Here is a 15,392-nt window from a genome sequence, read left to right as displayed (position 1 = left end):
GGGAATTCCCATTATGGCCATTATATGCAATTTTAAAACGTTTTGCTTACTCATGTGTTGCGCAATTACACAAAAAACGGCGAAAAATCAACAAAAGTGTTGCGTCATTCAAATCCACGTCATCAAAAAGTTTGAAGATTACTCCGCATAAATCATTTTGCGTGTCATGCCGCCATCGATGACAAAATTGGCGCCGGTGATAAAATCATTTTCCGGTCGAAGCAGGTATAGAACCATGCTGGCGATATCTTCCGGCCTGCCAACGCGACCGGCCGGATGCTGTGCATGATCTTGTTCGTCAAGCGGCGGAAAGTCTGCCGGGTCTTTGTTTACCCAGTAACGCGTATCAATCCAGCCCGGGCTAATGGCGTTAACTTTTACTTCCGGTCCCAGGCTGATCGCCAGGGCATGAGTTAAGCTTAAAAGCCCGCCTTTTGAAGCGGAGTAAGCCTCGGTGTGCGCTTCGGACATTAAAGCGCGTGTGGAGGCAATGTTAATAATGCTGCCGCGGCTTTGTTTTAGATAGGGAGAGGCGTGTTTGACCATCAAAAAAGCCGAGGTCAGGTTGGTTTCAATTACGCGCCGCCATTCTTCCAGAGACAGAGAAGCAATATCTTTATTTATGGCGATGGCTGCATTATTAATTACAGCGTTAATTCGACCCGTCTGCTGCGTAAAATGTACGATGGTTTTTTTAACGAAATTTTCGTCGCCAACATCCCCATGGTAAGCAAACGCTTTGCCCGGTGTCGAAAAATCTTTCAGGGTTAATGCCAGATTTTCCCCATCCATATCCATTAAACCTACCGTAAAGTCGTTTTTCAGAAGCGTGTAAGCGATGCATTTTCCGATCCCCCTGGCGGCGCCAGTGATTAATGCGCTTTGGTTGGCCATTGTTCCTCCGTTACTTTTTAGAATTTAATTTTTCTTAATAAAAGAAATTTTCGCATCACGCACAAATCAAATTCTGAACCGGAAGGACGGAAAATTAAGGATAAACATCTTCTTCATCTCAGGAAAAAAGATGAGGAATGATCGTATTTGTAAGGGCGAAGGATTTGTGTCCCTATATTTTCCGGCGAGGTTTATTTCGGTTGTACTAAAGTAATGCTCACCGGCTCTTTGTTCCTGGAATAACCCTCACCCCCTGCACCACCTCTCCCATAATAAAAGTTTGGGAGAGGATAGCAGGTGAGGATTTTCTCCGACGGTGTGCTGGACGTTAGCGCCGGCTAATTTTATTTAACCATTCAACTGTATAGCTTCTTCACTCCGTCCCGATTTCTCGAGACTGAAGCTGGCGCTCCGTTCAGATTGACAGGCCGGCGCCCATTCAACCATTCAACTAATTAACCAGAGCAGCAGAAGAGCCGCAACCAAAATTAATCGCAACGCGCTCAAAGTAATTTTCTTGCAGATTACGCCAATAATCGAAGAAAAAAATTTGTATTTTGATCGGTATAGTTTATTTTATTGCTTGTACTAATCAAAAAGGAACGGTTCAATGATCAAAGCCTTTTTTAAACTCGCCTTCTTTTTTTTCTTTTTATTGCAAAATTCTTTATCAACAGCAGCCAACGTTTATCTGGTCATTGGCTCGGATACGGCCATTTGGGATGGAATGAATACCGGAAATTTCAATAATTTCTACAATATTGATCTGTACGTCAATCCGCAAAAAAACGCCTACAAAATCATGGATCCGGCTTTAAGGGCGCGTCTGGTGGATTCAGACGGAACACCTTTAAAGATGACCTGGTGGATGATGGCCGGAAACATCTTTCGCCATGCCACCAATCAAAATGTGCCCGTGCCCAATACCATGACCATGTATTTGATGAAAAAGTACCACGGTCAAAATATTGCGGCAAACGGCGACGAATTATCGCTGCATTACCATACCTTTAAATGGTATGATTTTGACGGCGACGGTCGTTATTACTGGAACCAATCTAAAACCTTTATGGATTGCTTTGATGATTTTAACTACACTCTTGCCCAGTTTTTGTTAGAAGAACAGGTCTTTCCGGTATCGTTCCGCAGCGGCTGGCATTACATGGATAACGAATGGCAGCGCTATCTGGATGACTACATTCTACCTTACAGTTTACACAACGACTACCCGGCAAAGCATATTGATACGGAAGAACCGATTGACAACAACTACGACTGGTCGCAGGCGCCTTCGGCCTTTGTTCCGTATCGGCCTTCCAGAGAAAATTACCAGCTGCCAGGCGATGGGCCGGGCTGGAATGTGCGTTCGGCGCATTTTTTCAAAGTATTAAAATACGATTTGATCGACACCGTTTTTGCAGCTGCGCAGCAGGGCCAGGATCAGGTGGCCTGCTTCTGGGGACATTTACCCGAATCCAACTTCATCAGTAATATTGAGAAGATTGACAGTGTACTGCACGCACGCCTGAGCAAGTATCCGGACGTCAAATTCTATTATTGTACGGCCGTCGAAGCCATGCAACGCTGGCGCCAGAGTCAGGATTTTCAACAACCCGAGATCGAATTTACGGAAGAAATAGTGGGCGATGAAGTCTATTTTAAAATTCGTTCGCACGAAAAAATTTTCCAGAAGGCGCCCTTTGTGGCGGTTAAAGACGTGTACGAAGACTATCAGCGGCTTGAATGTGAGCCGATTGGAATCAACACCTGGCGCACCATGTCTCCTGTAAAAAGAGAAATGCTGGCCAAAGCGGGCGTTGCCGTGTGCGATACGTTTGGGAATCAGACCCTGCGCTACATTCAGTATTTACCCGATGATGTTTTTATTGACAACCTGGATGAGAATTTTTCAATGGTAACGGGTAGCTGGCAACCATACGCTGATGGCGCGCCATGGGGCACGGATGCTCTGATCTGCCCGCTGAACGCCAACGATTCTGTGAGCGCCGCATGGCACCATACGTTTGAGCAGCAGGCTTACTACAATCTTTTCGTGCAAATTCCGGCGGTGGAAAACAAGGCGGGAAATTTTAGCTACCTAATTTATTTAAATGATCAAATTCAGGATACCATCTCTTTTCAATTTTTAAAATCTAACGAATGGCAGTTTTTAAAAACGCTTTTCGTGCAAGCCGGCGACCAACTAATGGTGGAATTACAAGTAAACGGAGCAGGGCAGGAAGGAAAGCTGGCCGTCGCTGATGTATTGAAAATTTCGGCCCTGGTCAGAGATCGCGATTTACGTCTTTCAATGGAGCGGCTCGATTTTGGTGAAATAAGCTGGGGCGATACCGCGCAAATTGATTTAGAATTGACTAATATTGGACGCGAAATTTTGACAGTGACCGCTTTTAAATCACACTCTGAGCGCATCATTGTTGAAGCGTCTATGCCTTTAACAATCAATCCCATGTCCGAGCTTACCATTCCCATTAAATTCTTCAGCGAACAAAAGGGTGATTTTTCAGATACGCTGACCATTGAAAGTAACGATCCCAAAAAGCCGCTCCTTCAATTGCCTGTTAGAGCAAAGGTTGAAAATTATTTTAACTTGAGTTTGACAGTTGTATGACACATAATTCCTTTATTATTATTAAGTTAGTTTAATTTCATTTTCGTTAAGTTGTCACTACAAAGATAAAAGCGTTGGTTTGCTGCTGCCTATCTCCTGAAATATTTCCAACTGTTCGACATGCACTCTGGATAAACCTTTTCGACGTCTCCCTTCATTTTCCCATTCTACAACCACGACTCGACGCAGGCTCTCCATAGCACGCTGCCAACTTAATTTTATGCCACTCAAACGCTTCTCAAACAATACTGCCATCTGGAATGCAAGAAAACATACCATCACATGAGCCCTGATACGCTTCTCTGTCCAATGAAAATTGGGACGTAAATTCAAACTATGCTTTAATTCGTAAAAACCATGCTCCACATATTTTAAATCTTTATAGCGCGCTATGAGTTCTGATTTACTCAGGTCATGAGCATTGCTTATCACTATAAACCAACCGTCGCTCTTTTCTTCTTCTGATAATACCTCATCTTGCTTATGAATCTCTATCGTATCTTCTGTTAATTCAACATTAAAGAAACGACTTAAACGTTTTCTTGATAATACACTCTTTATTTGATGATATTTATCTTCTGTGTTTATTTCCTTTTTCTTAATCTCTTCTGACAGCTCTAAAAATTCATTAATACGATTGATGCGATTTTTATAGCGCTTTAATGCCGTGGCGGCATTGTAACTGGCCACATAACGAAGTTTTATCTTTTCCTTTTTACCATCTTTTGACTTGATTTCACGCTCCGTTAGGCGCTCATAGATCGTCTCACCAGTCGCCTCTTTATGCGCATTGGCTTCTTTTATAACCGATTTGGCATCCTTGCTCTGACGAACACTCTCTCCAAGAATAAACTCATAACCTTGTTGGATTAAATGCCAGAGATTGTCATTGCTTAATAAACCTTTGTCTGCCACCAGCTGGATATCTTTTACCTTAAATCGCCTGCGAATATCATTGAGCATCTCTTGCAAGGTAGAGCGATCAGCCTTATTGCCAGGGAAGACGTAATGGGCTATAGGAATACCATCTCCGGTCATCACCACGCCAATTACGATCTGTTCTCTATCTCCGCGGTGGTCACGACTATAACCAAACTGACGAATATCGCCTTCTACCAATGAGTTTTCGGCTTCAAAGTAGCTTGATGTTAAATCATAAAAACAAACCTTTAGATCCTGATTAAACAGATCTAGTAAACGATTAGCAAGTTGGGTTTCAATCTTTTCCTTATGAGCTATTAGAAAATCCATCGCTCTTAAAAGATACTCATAACGAATGTCGTCTTTGTTGATACCCGGAATATAAACGGTTTCTAACCAGGTGAGTAGTTTTAGTTTGGAAGAAGGATCATCCAGGCGGTTAAATATCAGACTTTTTAAATGAGCTTCAAGATCAAACTTTATTCCGCTTTTTTCCTTTTGCCTGGCAATAATCTGGCTCATTTTAAGCTCTTTCCATAAATGGACAAGCGCCCAGATTTGACCGAAGGCCTTGACATTATCAATATTGCTATCTAAGTCCTGTAAAGTTAACCCCTTAGCCCTTAAAAGTCCGTTGATAAGCGTGTCTACGTCTTTTTTGATGAATTTGTCGGTAGGGCCTAAATGCAGCAAGATTCGATGGCGTACTTTTCCATTTGAGTCTCTGTAGGACTCAGCGATTTGTAAAGTCTCATGGACTTTGTTATTTCTTTTGGATCGACTTACCTTAACAAACATAGAATGAATATAATAATAAAACGATTTGATAGCAAATAAAAAAAGCACGCCTGCATAGACTACAAATAAATTGAAACAGAGGAACTTAATTATATGTTTTTATTGATTTGGCTTTGAAAAATTTGACCTTAACTGTCAAACTGGGGTTTTAAAATTGTTGACAATGAAGATGCCGATCAATACCAGGAATTTGGCGAATGGTTTTATAGCGTAGCGCACGGTTATGGCGGAACCAGCCGCTACGCATGGCTTAACCGGACGCCTGCAGCCTACGCCCGCTTTTTTACAACGCTGAAAAAAAGCGGCGTTTATGAGTTGTTTGAAATCGTACCTAAAACGGAAAATGCCAGTAACCACGCCCTTTACGAAATCCGTATTGACAATGTGCCGGTTGATTCTGTCTATTTAGATCAAAACGAAGGCAGCGGCAACTGGAAATCTATTACCACGCTATCTTTGCCGAAGGAGGTACCGGTTGAAGTGCGCGTCATCGATTCGGGCAAAAGTACGCAGGGGGCGGTGCTACGCGCCGATGCCGTAAAGTTTTTGTTGATACGGGAAGTTACGGACATTGCGGATGAAACGGATGAACAAATTCCGGAAACATACCGGCTATCGCAGAATTTCCCCAATCCTTTCAATGCATCCACAACCATCCGTTTCAATCTGCCGCAAAGGGAGCGCGTTCAGCTCAATGTGTACAATCTATTAGGAAAACACATTAAAACTTTATTGGATGGAGAGGCGCCGGCAGGCGTTCACCGAATAATCTGGGACGGTCGAAACCAATCGGGGCAGACGGTAAGTTCCGGCATTTATTATTACAGCCTGCGTACGCCTAATTTTACACAGATGAAGAAAATGATCTTGTTGAAGTAAAGCGATTTATTTGACCTTAAAGAGCCATAGAGGACGTAAAGAGAACAAAATTTACTCTATTTTGGAAGAACTGAAGCGCAGAGAATGAGTCTGAAAATAATTTTGCGTTCTTCAGTCAACCGCATTTTTTCTTTAGTCTTATTAAAACTTTTTGTAACTTACAGTCTTTAGCCAGAAAAAGTAGGTCAAAGCGATGAGGTTATTATGAGCAAAGCATTAGTCGAATGCGTACCGAATTTTTCCGAAGGTCGCAACATGGATGTGATTAATCAAATTACCAGTGAAATTAAATCGGTAGAAGGCGTAAGATTGCTGGATGTGGATCCGGGCGCGGAGATGAACCGCACGGTTGTGACGTTTGTCGGCTCTCCGGAAGGCGTAAAAGAAGCCGCATTCCGGGCCATCAAAAAGGCGGCGGAACTGATTGACATGCGCAAACATAAGGGCTCGCATCCCAGGATGGGCGCAACGGACGTCTGTCCCTTTGTTCCCGTTAGCGGAATTACGGTGGAAGAGTGCGTTGAACTATCTAAGGAAGTTGCCAGACGCGTTGGCGAGGAACTGGGCATTCCGGTTTATCTTTACGAAAAATCTGCCACACGACCCGAGCGGCAGAATCTGGCGATTATTCGACAGGGCGAGTACGAAGGTCTGGCCGAAAAATTAAAAGATCCAGAGTGGAAGCCGGACTTTGGACCGGCGGAATTCAATCCTCAGGCCGGCGCCACGGTGATCGGCGTGAGAGAATTCTTAATCGCCTACAATATCAATCTAAATACACGCGAAGCCAAGTATGCTACCGACATCGCTTTTGAGCTACGCGAAAGGGGCCGTTCGGTGCGCCGCGGCAACATTCGTCCATTTTATTTTAAAGGACGTGAAATTCTTAAATACCGCGAAGGCCATTATCCCTGCGGAAGTTGCGATTTCGTGGGCAAAACCATGGACGAAACGATCCGGCATTGTAAAGATATTCATCATTACGATTTACCTCATCTTTTAAAGCTCAATGGCATCGATCCCAAACATCCGGAAGGGCAGTCGGTCAAAAAGCCGGGGAAGTTCAAACACTGTAAGGCCATTGGCTGGCTGGTTCCGGAATATGACCGCGCTCAGATTTCCATCAACTTAACCAATTACAAAGTAACTTCCATGCATCATGTGCTGGAAGAGACGCGCCGACTGGCTGCCGAACGCGGTCTGGTGGTTACCGGCAGCGAAATTGTGGGGCTGGTGCCGTATCCGGCGTTGCTGGAAACCGGTAAATTTTACCTTCAACAGCAGGGCCGAAGCTTAGGCATCCCCATCCGTGATATTCTGGAAACTGCGATTCAATCGCTGGGTTTACGCGATGTGAGCGATTTTAAAATAGAAGAACGCGTTCTGGGTCTGCCGGAAGATCTGAATCAACCGTTAGTTCAGATGAAAGTTGCCGATTTCATTGATGAAGTTTCGCGCGAGTCCCCGGCACCGGGCGGCGGTTCCATTGCCGCGTTAAGCGGAAGCCTGGGCGCCGCGCTGGCTTCCATGGTTTCCAATTTAACGGCTAATAAGCGGGGCAGCGAAGCGGTTGACGAAATTTTGAATGAAGCGGCCGAAAAAGCGCAGGAGATTAAGTTTAAACTGGCCGCCGGCATCGATGCCGATACCAATGCCTTTAACGCATATATGGAAGCGCGTCGCCTGCCTTCTAAAACGGCTGAAGAAAAGAAGATTAAACACCAGGCCGAACAGGCAGGACTAAAACAGGCCGTTCATGTGCCGCTGGAAACTGCCAGACAGAGCCTGGAAGCCTTAAAAGTGGCGGAAACCGTGGTCAAGTACGGAAATCCCAATTCCATTACCGATGTGGGCGTTGGCGCGCTGATGGCTTTTAACGGCGTTAAAGGCGGCGTGTTTAACGTTTTGATTAATCTCGGACAAATTGAAGATCAGCAGTTCGTCAAAGAAATGAAAGAGACCTGCCGCAAGCTGGAAAAGGAAGCGGCTGAGCTGCGGGATCGTATTCTGTCCAGAGTAGAAGAAAAAATCAAATAGAATAAAGATCAAAAATACGGATTTTTAAAAAAATGGCGCCAGGTTCTTTATGGCGCCATTTTTCTGAATTATTTCCGCCGGTTGTTCTCATGCGGCAGAGCCGCAACCAAAACCAACCGCAACGCGCGCAAAGTGATTTTCTACTCTACCGTTTTTTTTACTGCCAAAACCGTCTCCACCGAAGTTTTTTGTTGCGGCAGCGCTGCCTCAGATTAGCGGTTAATTTATTTTGAGAACAAACAAAAATGTGCATGGATTTGTAAAAAACCTTATCTTCACTGCAACAGATTCTTGATTGCGAATTTCTACAAAGGAGTCAGGAGTTATGCAACATCTTAACTGGTTAGACCTAACCGTTATTTTTGCCTTTTTTCTAATTATTTTTGCGATTGCGGCTTATTACACAAAGAAAGCGGGGGAGAGCACAGGCAATTTTTTTCTCTCCGGTCGCAACCTGCCCTGGTATCTTGCTGGAACAGCCATGGTGGCCACTACCTTTGCGGCCGATACGCCTCTGGCGGTTACGGAGCTTGTAGCGCGCAACGGCATTGCAGGTAACTGGCTGTGGTGGAATCTGGCCATTGGCGGCATGTTGACGGTTTTCTTTTTTGCCCGCCTATGGCGCCGGGCGGGAATTATGACCGATCTGGAATTTGTTGAGCTGCGTTACGACGGCAGGCCGGCTGCGGTTTTGCGCGGTTTCCGGGCCATTTATCTGGGCCTTTTTATGAACGCCATCGTTATGGGCTGGGTCAATAAGGCCATGGAAAAGATTTTTTCCGTCGTTTTGCCCGAATTCAATGCTTTTTTACTGGTGGTGCTTTCTGCTTCGATCATTGCCGTTTACGCGTCGGCTTCCGGTTTACTGGGCACGGCCAGAACGGATAGTTTTCAGTTTGTCTTTGCCATGATTGGCTGTATTGTGCTGGCCGTGATTTTAGTGCAGCTTCCGCAGGTGGGCGGCATGGCGTCCTTAAAAGAAAAGCTTAATCCGCAAATCATCAATTTTTTTCCAAAGATTGGGGAGGTCAGCGCCACGGGCATTACCGGCGGGGCGTTGGCGCTTACGGTGGGCGCTTTTTTCGCCCACATAGGCCTGCAGTGGTGGTCAACCTGGTATCCGGGCGCCGATCCGGGCGGCGGCGGTTATGTGGCGCAACGCATGATGTCGGCCAAAGACGAAAAGCACAGCCTGTTTGCCACACTCTGGTTTACCATTGCCCACTATGCCGTTCGTCCCTGGCCGTGGATCATCGTAGCGCTGGCTGCTTTGATCCTTCTGCCGCGCGCCCAAAATCCCGATGTCATTCGTCAGGAAAATCCTGCCCTGTTTGTTAAAGTAGAACAGGCTTTTCAGAACAAATCGCTGTTGCAAACGGAAGATCCAGTTTTTAACTCGCCTGAGTTTAAAGCCATGTACGAAAAATACGAGAACACCGTGGACCCGGGCGTCATGTATCCCAAGTTGATGCTGCGCTACCTGCCTCCCGGATTGCTGGGCCTTTTGATCGCCGTTTTTCTGGCCGCTTACATGTCCACCATCGCCTCGCAGCTCAACTGGGGAACGTCGTATTTGATTAACGATTTTTACCGGCGTTTTATAAGAACCAGCGCATCAGAACAACACTACGTGGTGGTTTCGCGTCTGGGCATCATTTTTATGACTGTTTTTTCGCTGCTGGTCACCAAATATTTTCTTACGACCATCTCCGGGGCGTGGGAGTTCATCATTAACGCCAGCGCCGGCATGGGCGCGGTGTTGATCTTACGCTGGTACTGGTGGCGCATCAACGCCTGGTCAGAAATTTCGGCCATGATTGCGCCGCTAATCATCTATCCATTTTCCGTTTATGTGTTAGGGTTAAAATCGCCCATTACGCTCTATCCTATTGTTTTCGGCACAACGGTAGTCTGGCTGGCCGTTACCTTTTTCACCAGGCCCGTTAATCTTGAAAAATTAAAATCTTTTTACAAAAGAACGCATCCGGGCGGCCTGGGCTGGAAGCGCATCCAGGAGATGATGCCGGAAGTTAAAGGAGACAGCGGTTTTGGACGCCTGTTTTTGGACTGGCTGCTGGGCGTGGTGATGGTTTATTCGTTTTTGTTTGGCCTGGGGGAATTCCTGTTTGCCAGTTATTTTAAAGGAATCGTTATTCTATTGATCGGCGCCGGAGCCGGATTGCTGATCTATCTTGATTTGAAACAAAGGGGATTTGAAAAAGTTGCGGGATAAACCGCTTAAAAAAGGAGGGATTTGTACTGCGTTCATGTCGCTGAAGGGATTCATTGCAAAGGAGATTCTTCGTCTGGATCAAAATGACACACAATGCAATTTTGCAGAAGTCTAAATTAAAATAAAGCGAAAAACAACATGCCTATTTTGAAAATGACAGGCCTTGTCCTGACGACGCTGTTTTGCACAGCCTTAACTCTGGCGGCACAGAATGTCTCCTTTGAGTCTTCTAATTTGCCCATTGTGGTGATTGACACGCATGGTCAGGAGATTCCTGACGAGTATCGCATTGTGGCTGACATGGGCATTATTTACAACGGTCCGGATCAAAGAAATTATCTAAACCAATCCTTTAACCATTTTGAAGGAAAAATTGCCATTGAACTGCGCGGCGCCAGTTCACAGATGTTTCCAAAAAAGCAATACAGACTGGAAACGCAGACCGAATCGGGTGAGAATCTCAATGTTTCTTTACTCGGCTTGCCAGCGGAAAACGATTGGATTTTATACGCGCCATACAGCGATAAGTCTTTAATACGCAATGTGTTAATCTACCAGTTGAGTCGAGAAATAGGGCAGTACGCCAGCCGGACGCGGTTTTGCGAGCTGGTTTTAAACGGCGATTACCGCGGCATTTATGTTTTGATGGAAAAAATCAAGCGGGATAAGAATCGCGTAAATATCTCGAAGCTCAAAGCCGATGAAATTAGCGGCGATGATCTGACGGGCGGCTACATCATTAAAATCGATAAGCGCGCCGGTGAGCTGGTTGACGGCTGGCAGTCAATCTTTCCGCCTTATCCACAAAGCGCTTTTCGCATCTTTTTTCAATACCATTACCCGAAGCCCGATGAAATCGTCAGTCAGCAAAAAGCCTACATTCAGAACTGGATGTTTAATTTTGAGCTTTCGTTATTTAAGAATACTTTCATGCATCCCGATAGCGGCTACTATCGATGGGTGAATTTAAATTCTTTTGTTGATTTTTTTCTGTTAAATGAAATCAGTAAGAATGTGGATGGCTACCGGCTAAGCACCTTTATGTACAAAGATAAGGACAGCAAAGACGGTCGATTGTATATGGGGCCGATCTGGGACTTTAATTTAGGTTTTGGCAATGCCGATTATTACCACGGCTATCAAACTACTGGCTGGCAAATTGACATCAATCGAGATCCACAGTTTGTGGATTGGAATGATCCTTTTCTGGTGCCTTTTTGGTGGGAAAAATTAATGAGCGACAGCATATTCGTTAAAAAGCTGATTCAACGCTATCAAATCCTGCGTGAGGATGTGTTTTCCCTGTGGCACATTTATCAGTTGATCGATAGTTATGTGGATACATTGAACGAGGCTCAGGCGCGCAATTTTCAACGCTGGGATGTGCTGGGTAAGTACGTCTGGCCTAATTACTTCATCGGGCAAACCTATGAGGACGAAATTAACTATCTGAAAAACTGGATCGCAGAACGCTTAAGCTGGATGGATTCTCAGTTGTTTGATGAGCAACCGCCCACAAGACCCGGTCGAATTTCCGTTACGCAGGCTGACCATTCCAGCATTGCCCTGACCTGGGAATCCGCCACTGATAATGTGGGCATTGCCGGCTATGATGTTTACCTTGATGGGAAATACCTGCAACCGACACGTCTGAACAACGTCACGTTGTACGATCTGGAAGATGACAAAACGTATCATATTACGATTAAAAGCCGGGATTTTGCAGGGAATCGTTCACTGGAAGAAGCACAGATTACAGCCAGTACCGAACTCTTTACCGAAAGCGACGGACTGATCGTTATGAAAACGGAGGGCGCGATCTATGTGGATGCCTTTGAAGAAGATCAGTGGCGCCAGGTTGCATGGCAATCCGTAGAACACGTGTTAATGGATAATATCGAAAACCAGTCAGACCTTTCCGCCAGATTTAAAATGCTGTGGGACGATGTCAATCTTTATTTACTGGTTCGCATCTTTGACGATTTAAAGATCAGAGACTCCGGCGTAAACTTTTATCAGGATGACGGCCTGGAACTTCTTTTTGATATGAACTATGGAAAGTCGAACGCCATTTATTCCCATACATTTACCTACCGTTTTACCTTTCAGGATTCACAGTTTGTTGAAACGGAGCAGCAGGCGGTGGAAGGGATTGTGTACGGTGTTAAAATGCTGGATGACGGTTATTTTGCAGAACTGGCCATCCCCTGGAAAACCTTAAGGAAAGAACCGGCTGAAGGACAACTTATTGCTTTCGATCTTCAAATAAATGATGACGATGACGGCGGCAGACGCGATTCTAAAATCGGCTGGTGGGAAGACAGTAATGGGCTGGGATTGTTAAAATTAAAGAGCATGTTAAGCACCTTACCAGGGCCACCACGGACGCCGCAAAAATTTGTTTTACTGAGGAATTTCCCCAATCCCTTTAATAGCAGCACCACGCTGGAAATAACAACGGCCGTAACGGATTACTTTCAGATTTCGTTGTATGATCTGCGAGGTAGAAAAATCAAAGTCTTTAAAAAGAAGATTTTACTTAATGCCGGTCTGCACCACATTCGTTTGCCAATGGAGGACATGGCCAGCGGCGTTTATTTTGTGGAGCTGAAAGGTAGAGCAGCGGTAAAACAAATTTCAAAAATAATGTTGTTAAAGTGAATCATGAAGAAAAATGGTCGCACGCCAAAAAGTTTCGTTTCTGTCGTTTGTTTGTGGTATGGAAGAAGACGCACTTTTGTTTCCGACGGCGAAGGAGAATGAAGCCCGGGGCGTTGCCCCGGGCCTCTCTATCTTGTACCAATATATTCTCATGATGGCATGAAACACATGCCGTGCAAACCAATTTCTTCAAACACCCATTACGGCTCACACATTACAAAAAAGTCTGTCTTGTGGGCTTTTTCGGCCAGTCCTTTGTTTTCATGGCAGTTAATTTCATCAATTTATTATGGGCAGCCGCCATACTCTCCTGATTTTCTGGCGCAAACTCTTTTTTCTTGTATTTAAATTGCAAAGAAAAATTTAGACGCTCAAGGAATAATTCCCCAATATTATCTGTTAATTTCTCAATGTAAGCTAAGCGCTTTTAATTTTCATATTCAAGCTTGATTTACAAATCGTATCGAATTACATTAATTATCAAAAAAGGATTGACAGCCTTATGGTGAAAAAGATTTTGCTCACTGCGCTGGCCGCCTTTCTGCTTTTTGTTATTCTGGTTTCCCTGACGATTGCCATAGATTCCAGAAGATTGCAAAAGCGTAATGTTTTTCCGGGAGAAAAGGCGATCCATATCTTTAATTATGGCTGGCATACCGGATTGGTGGTCGCGGTTCAAGATATTCCTGAAGACTACCTGCCCTATTTTGCCATGTTAAAAGAGCACCGTTTTATTGAAATCAGTTGGGGGGATGAACAGTTTTACCAGGCGCGCGGTCCAGGCATAAACTGGTTGCTGGCGGTTAGAGCTTTACTCTGGCCAACCAACAGCGTTTTACATCTGGTCGGATTTAAGGTGCCGGTCGATCATTTTTATCGCTGGAGTAAATATTACACCATTTACTTAACGGATGAGGAATTTGAAAATCTAATCTATTATGTCTGTTCCTTTTTTGAGACCGACCAAAATCACAAATTCATCATAATCGATCGCGGACTGTACGGCGATAGCTGGTTTATGAAAAGCAAAGGCACATACATTTTCCCCAATACCTGTAATGTCTGGACGGCCAGGGCATTAAAAGCCGCACATTTGCCTCTGACGCCCGTTATCTATCAGTATCCTTCGTTTCTGGTGCGCGTTCTGGAAAATTTTTCCCGGAAACAGAAGAACCATAAAAACATTCGTCTGGCTATTATCGAACAACGCGAATAAATTTAGCGGGGAACTCAAAGCCCTGTTCTTCGATGCGTCTTTTATTCTTTTTAAGAAAATTTACAATATTTTCCGCGGAAACCGCGAAGATAACTCCAGAATTATTCCCCACCTGTTGGTCAATAAAAATGTCACCCGTGTAAGGCTGGTAGGTGTCGAACATCCACGAGACGCGATTTAAATCGGGTTTTAAAAAATACTGCGTTTGCGCGCCAAGCGCCGAAACGATGCCTACAATCTCAAAATTGGGAACCCCGTCGCGCAGCGCTAAAACAATACCGCCGCTAATGCCGCGGGTAAGCGATGAATTAAATAAAAAATTGTGCGCGCTGTCCCGATTGGGTTGGCTGACCAGCGAATGGCTTAACATCAACTTGCCCAGAGGATAGGACAGAAAGTAAATAAAGGTTCCCCATTCCAGCTGCGCCGCCTTACCAAAAGGTACGTTTAAAACCGGTAATGGAGCAGGAGGGATTCTGGATAGTTTAACGCCGATGATGGCCAGGTCGGTTTTTTCTTCAAAAGCCAGCAGAACGGGTTGACTGGCGTGTTGAATGCCGACGATGTTCATAGTCTCTTTAATTTTTACGGACATAGAGTGAACAAAAGGCGATTTTTCACGAGAGTTCTCTTTTTTAGAATAGTAGGTTATGATGGTGTCTGGATGGTTAACAATGTGATTACAGGTTAAAAATATCAACTCCCGATCGTTTTGCGAAAGTAGCGTGGCCGTCCCAGAAGCAGGTCGCTGGTAAATGTATTCCGTGGTAGAAAGCTTTTGGATATCCGGTTTTTTTAAATCGGATTCCGTTATGTAATCCTCAAACCGAAATTGATAGGCCTTGTAAAAGGTCATGGTCGAAATCAGTTTGATGGAACGCGCAAAACGGTTCAAGTGCGGCGCTGTGGGCTGTATTGGAAATTCCGAATCATATTTTCCGTCCGGCTCTGGAGCTAATGGCTTGATAGGTTGTAGCGTTTGTTTTTGCCCGCTGCAGGCAAAAATAAACGAAAAGGTGATAAAAATTAATAATAATCTCATGTTAGCTTCATCCTGAATTAATTAACAACAAATAATTTAATTAAAATAGATAAAACAAACTAAAATTTATTTTATTCCA

The 15,392-nt window shown here is 44.6% G+C and carries 9 protein-coding genes; 6 read left to right on the top strand and 3 right to left on the bottom strand.

Going from position 1 to position 15,392, the window contains the following annotated elements:
- Positions 1-138: 138 nt before the first annotated feature.
- The gene (locus Cabys_RS10560; protein ID WP_006930402.1) at positions 139-894 is read right to left on the bottom strand and encodes an SDR family oxidoreductase; all 756 of its coding nucleotides are present in this window, start codon (positions 892-894) and stop codon (positions 139-141) included.
- Between the two features lie 610 nt (positions 895-1,504).
- On the opposite strand from Cabys_RS10560, the gene Cabys_RS10555 reads away from it, so the two are divergent.
- On the top strand, positions 1,505-3,526 hold the full coding sequence (locus Cabys_RS10555; RefSeq protein WP_006930400.1) for an Ig-like domain-containing protein: 2,022 nt from the start codon (positions 1,505-1,507) through the stop codon (positions 3,524-3,526).
- 57 nt (positions 3,527-3,583) lie between these two features.
- On the opposite strand, the gene Cabys_RS10550 is transcribed toward Cabys_RS10555, so the two are convergent.
- Positions 3,584-5,245 (bottom strand): IS1634 family transposase, encoded by a 1,662-nt coding sequence (locus tag Cabys_RS10550; protein WP_006928599.1) that lies wholly within the window; start codon positions 5,243-5,245, stop codon positions 3,584-3,586.
- Between the two features lie 132 nt (positions 5,246-5,377).
- Between Cabys_RS10550 and Cabys_RS10545 the strand changes: the two genes are divergently transcribed.
- The 5 genes from Cabys_RS10545 to Cabys_RS10525 all read left to right on the top strand — a co-directional run bounded on the left by Cabys_RS10545 (position 5,378) and on the right by Cabys_RS10525 (position 14,271).
- A complete protein-coding gene (locus Cabys_RS10545; RefSeq protein ID WP_081475107.1) occupies positions 5,378-6,124 on the top strand; it encodes a golvesin C-terminal-like domain-containing protein in 747 nt (248 codons plus the stop codon).
- A gap of 204 nt (positions 6,125-6,328) precedes the next feature.
- The gene (gene ftcD / locus Cabys_RS10540) at positions 6,329-8,161 is read left to right on the top strand and encodes a glutamate formimidoyltransferase (protein ID WP_006930395.1); all 1,833 of its coding nucleotides are present in this window, start codon (positions 6,329-6,331) and stop codon (positions 8,159-8,161) included.
- 325 nt (positions 8,162-8,486) lie between these two features.
- Complete coding sequence (locus Cabys_RS10535) at positions 8,487-10,394, top strand: sodium:solute symporter family protein (RefSeq protein ID WP_006930393.1); 1,908 nt, start codon at positions 8,487-8,489, stop codon at positions 10,392-10,394.
- A 138-nt stretch (positions 10,395-10,532) separates the two neighbouring features.
- The gene (locus Cabys_RS10530) at positions 10,533-13,055 is read left to right on the top strand and encodes a CotH kinase family protein (protein WP_006930392.1); all 2,523 of its coding nucleotides are present in this window, start codon (positions 10,533-10,535) and stop codon (positions 13,053-13,055) included.
- 502 nt (positions 13,056-13,557) lie between these two features.
- On the top strand, positions 13,558-14,271 hold the full coding sequence (locus tag Cabys_RS10525; protein ID WP_006930390.1) for a DUF2459 domain-containing protein: 714 nt from the start codon (positions 13,558-13,560) through the stop codon (positions 14,269-14,271).
- Here Cabys_RS10525 and Cabys_RS10520 read toward each other — a convergent pair.
- Entirely contained in the window at positions 14,252-15,313 is a 1,062-nt protein-coding gene (locus Cabys_RS10520; protein WP_006930388.1) for a S1 family peptidase, read from the bottom strand. The genes Cabys_RS10525 and Cabys_RS10520 overlap by 20 nt on opposite strands.
- Between the last annotated feature and the right edge of the window lie 79 nt (positions 15,314-15,392).

Source organism: Caldithrix abyssi DSM 13497 (genome assembly GCF_001886815.1).
In the GTDB taxonomy this organism is placed as follows: domain Bacteria; phylum Calditrichota; class Calditrichia; order Calditrichales; family Calditrichaceae; genus Caldithrix; species Caldithrix abyssi.
This window is presented reverse-complemented; position numbering and strand designations above follow the sequence as displayed.

Excerpts from the sequence above, each read along its gene's own strand:
- Cabys_RS10560 (WP_006930402.1), bottom strand. The coding sequence starts at position 894 with ATGGCCAACCAAAGCGCATTAATCACTGGCGCCGCCAGGGGGATCGGA.
- Cabys_RS10555 (WP_006930400.1), top strand. The coding sequence starts at position 1,505 with ATGATCAAAGCCTTTTTTAAACTCGCCTTCTTTTTTTTCTTTTTATTG.
- Cabys_RS10550 (WP_006928599.1), bottom strand. The coding sequence starts at position 5,245 with ATGTTTGTTAAGGTAAGTCGATCCAAAAGAAATAACAAAGTCCATGAG.
- ftcD (WP_006930395.1), top strand. The coding sequence starts at position 6,329 with ATGAGCAAAGCATTAGTCGAATGCGTACCGAATTTTTCCGAAGGTCGC.
- Cabys_RS10535 (WP_006930393.1), top strand. The coding sequence starts at position 8,487 with ATGCAACATCTTAACTGGTTAGACCTAACCGTTATTTTTGCCTTTTTT.
- Cabys_RS10530 (WP_006930392.1), top strand. The coding sequence starts at position 10,533 with ATGCCTATTTTGAAAATGACAGGCCTTGTCCTGACGACGCTGTTTTGC.
- Cabys_RS10525 (WP_006930390.1), top strand. The coding sequence starts at position 13,558 with ATGGTGAAAAAGATTTTGCTCACTGCGCTGGCCGCCTTTCTGCTTTTT.
- Cabys_RS10520 (WP_006930388.1), bottom strand. The coding sequence starts at position 15,313 with ATGAGATTATTATTAATTTTTATCACCTTTTCGTTTATTTTTGCCTGC.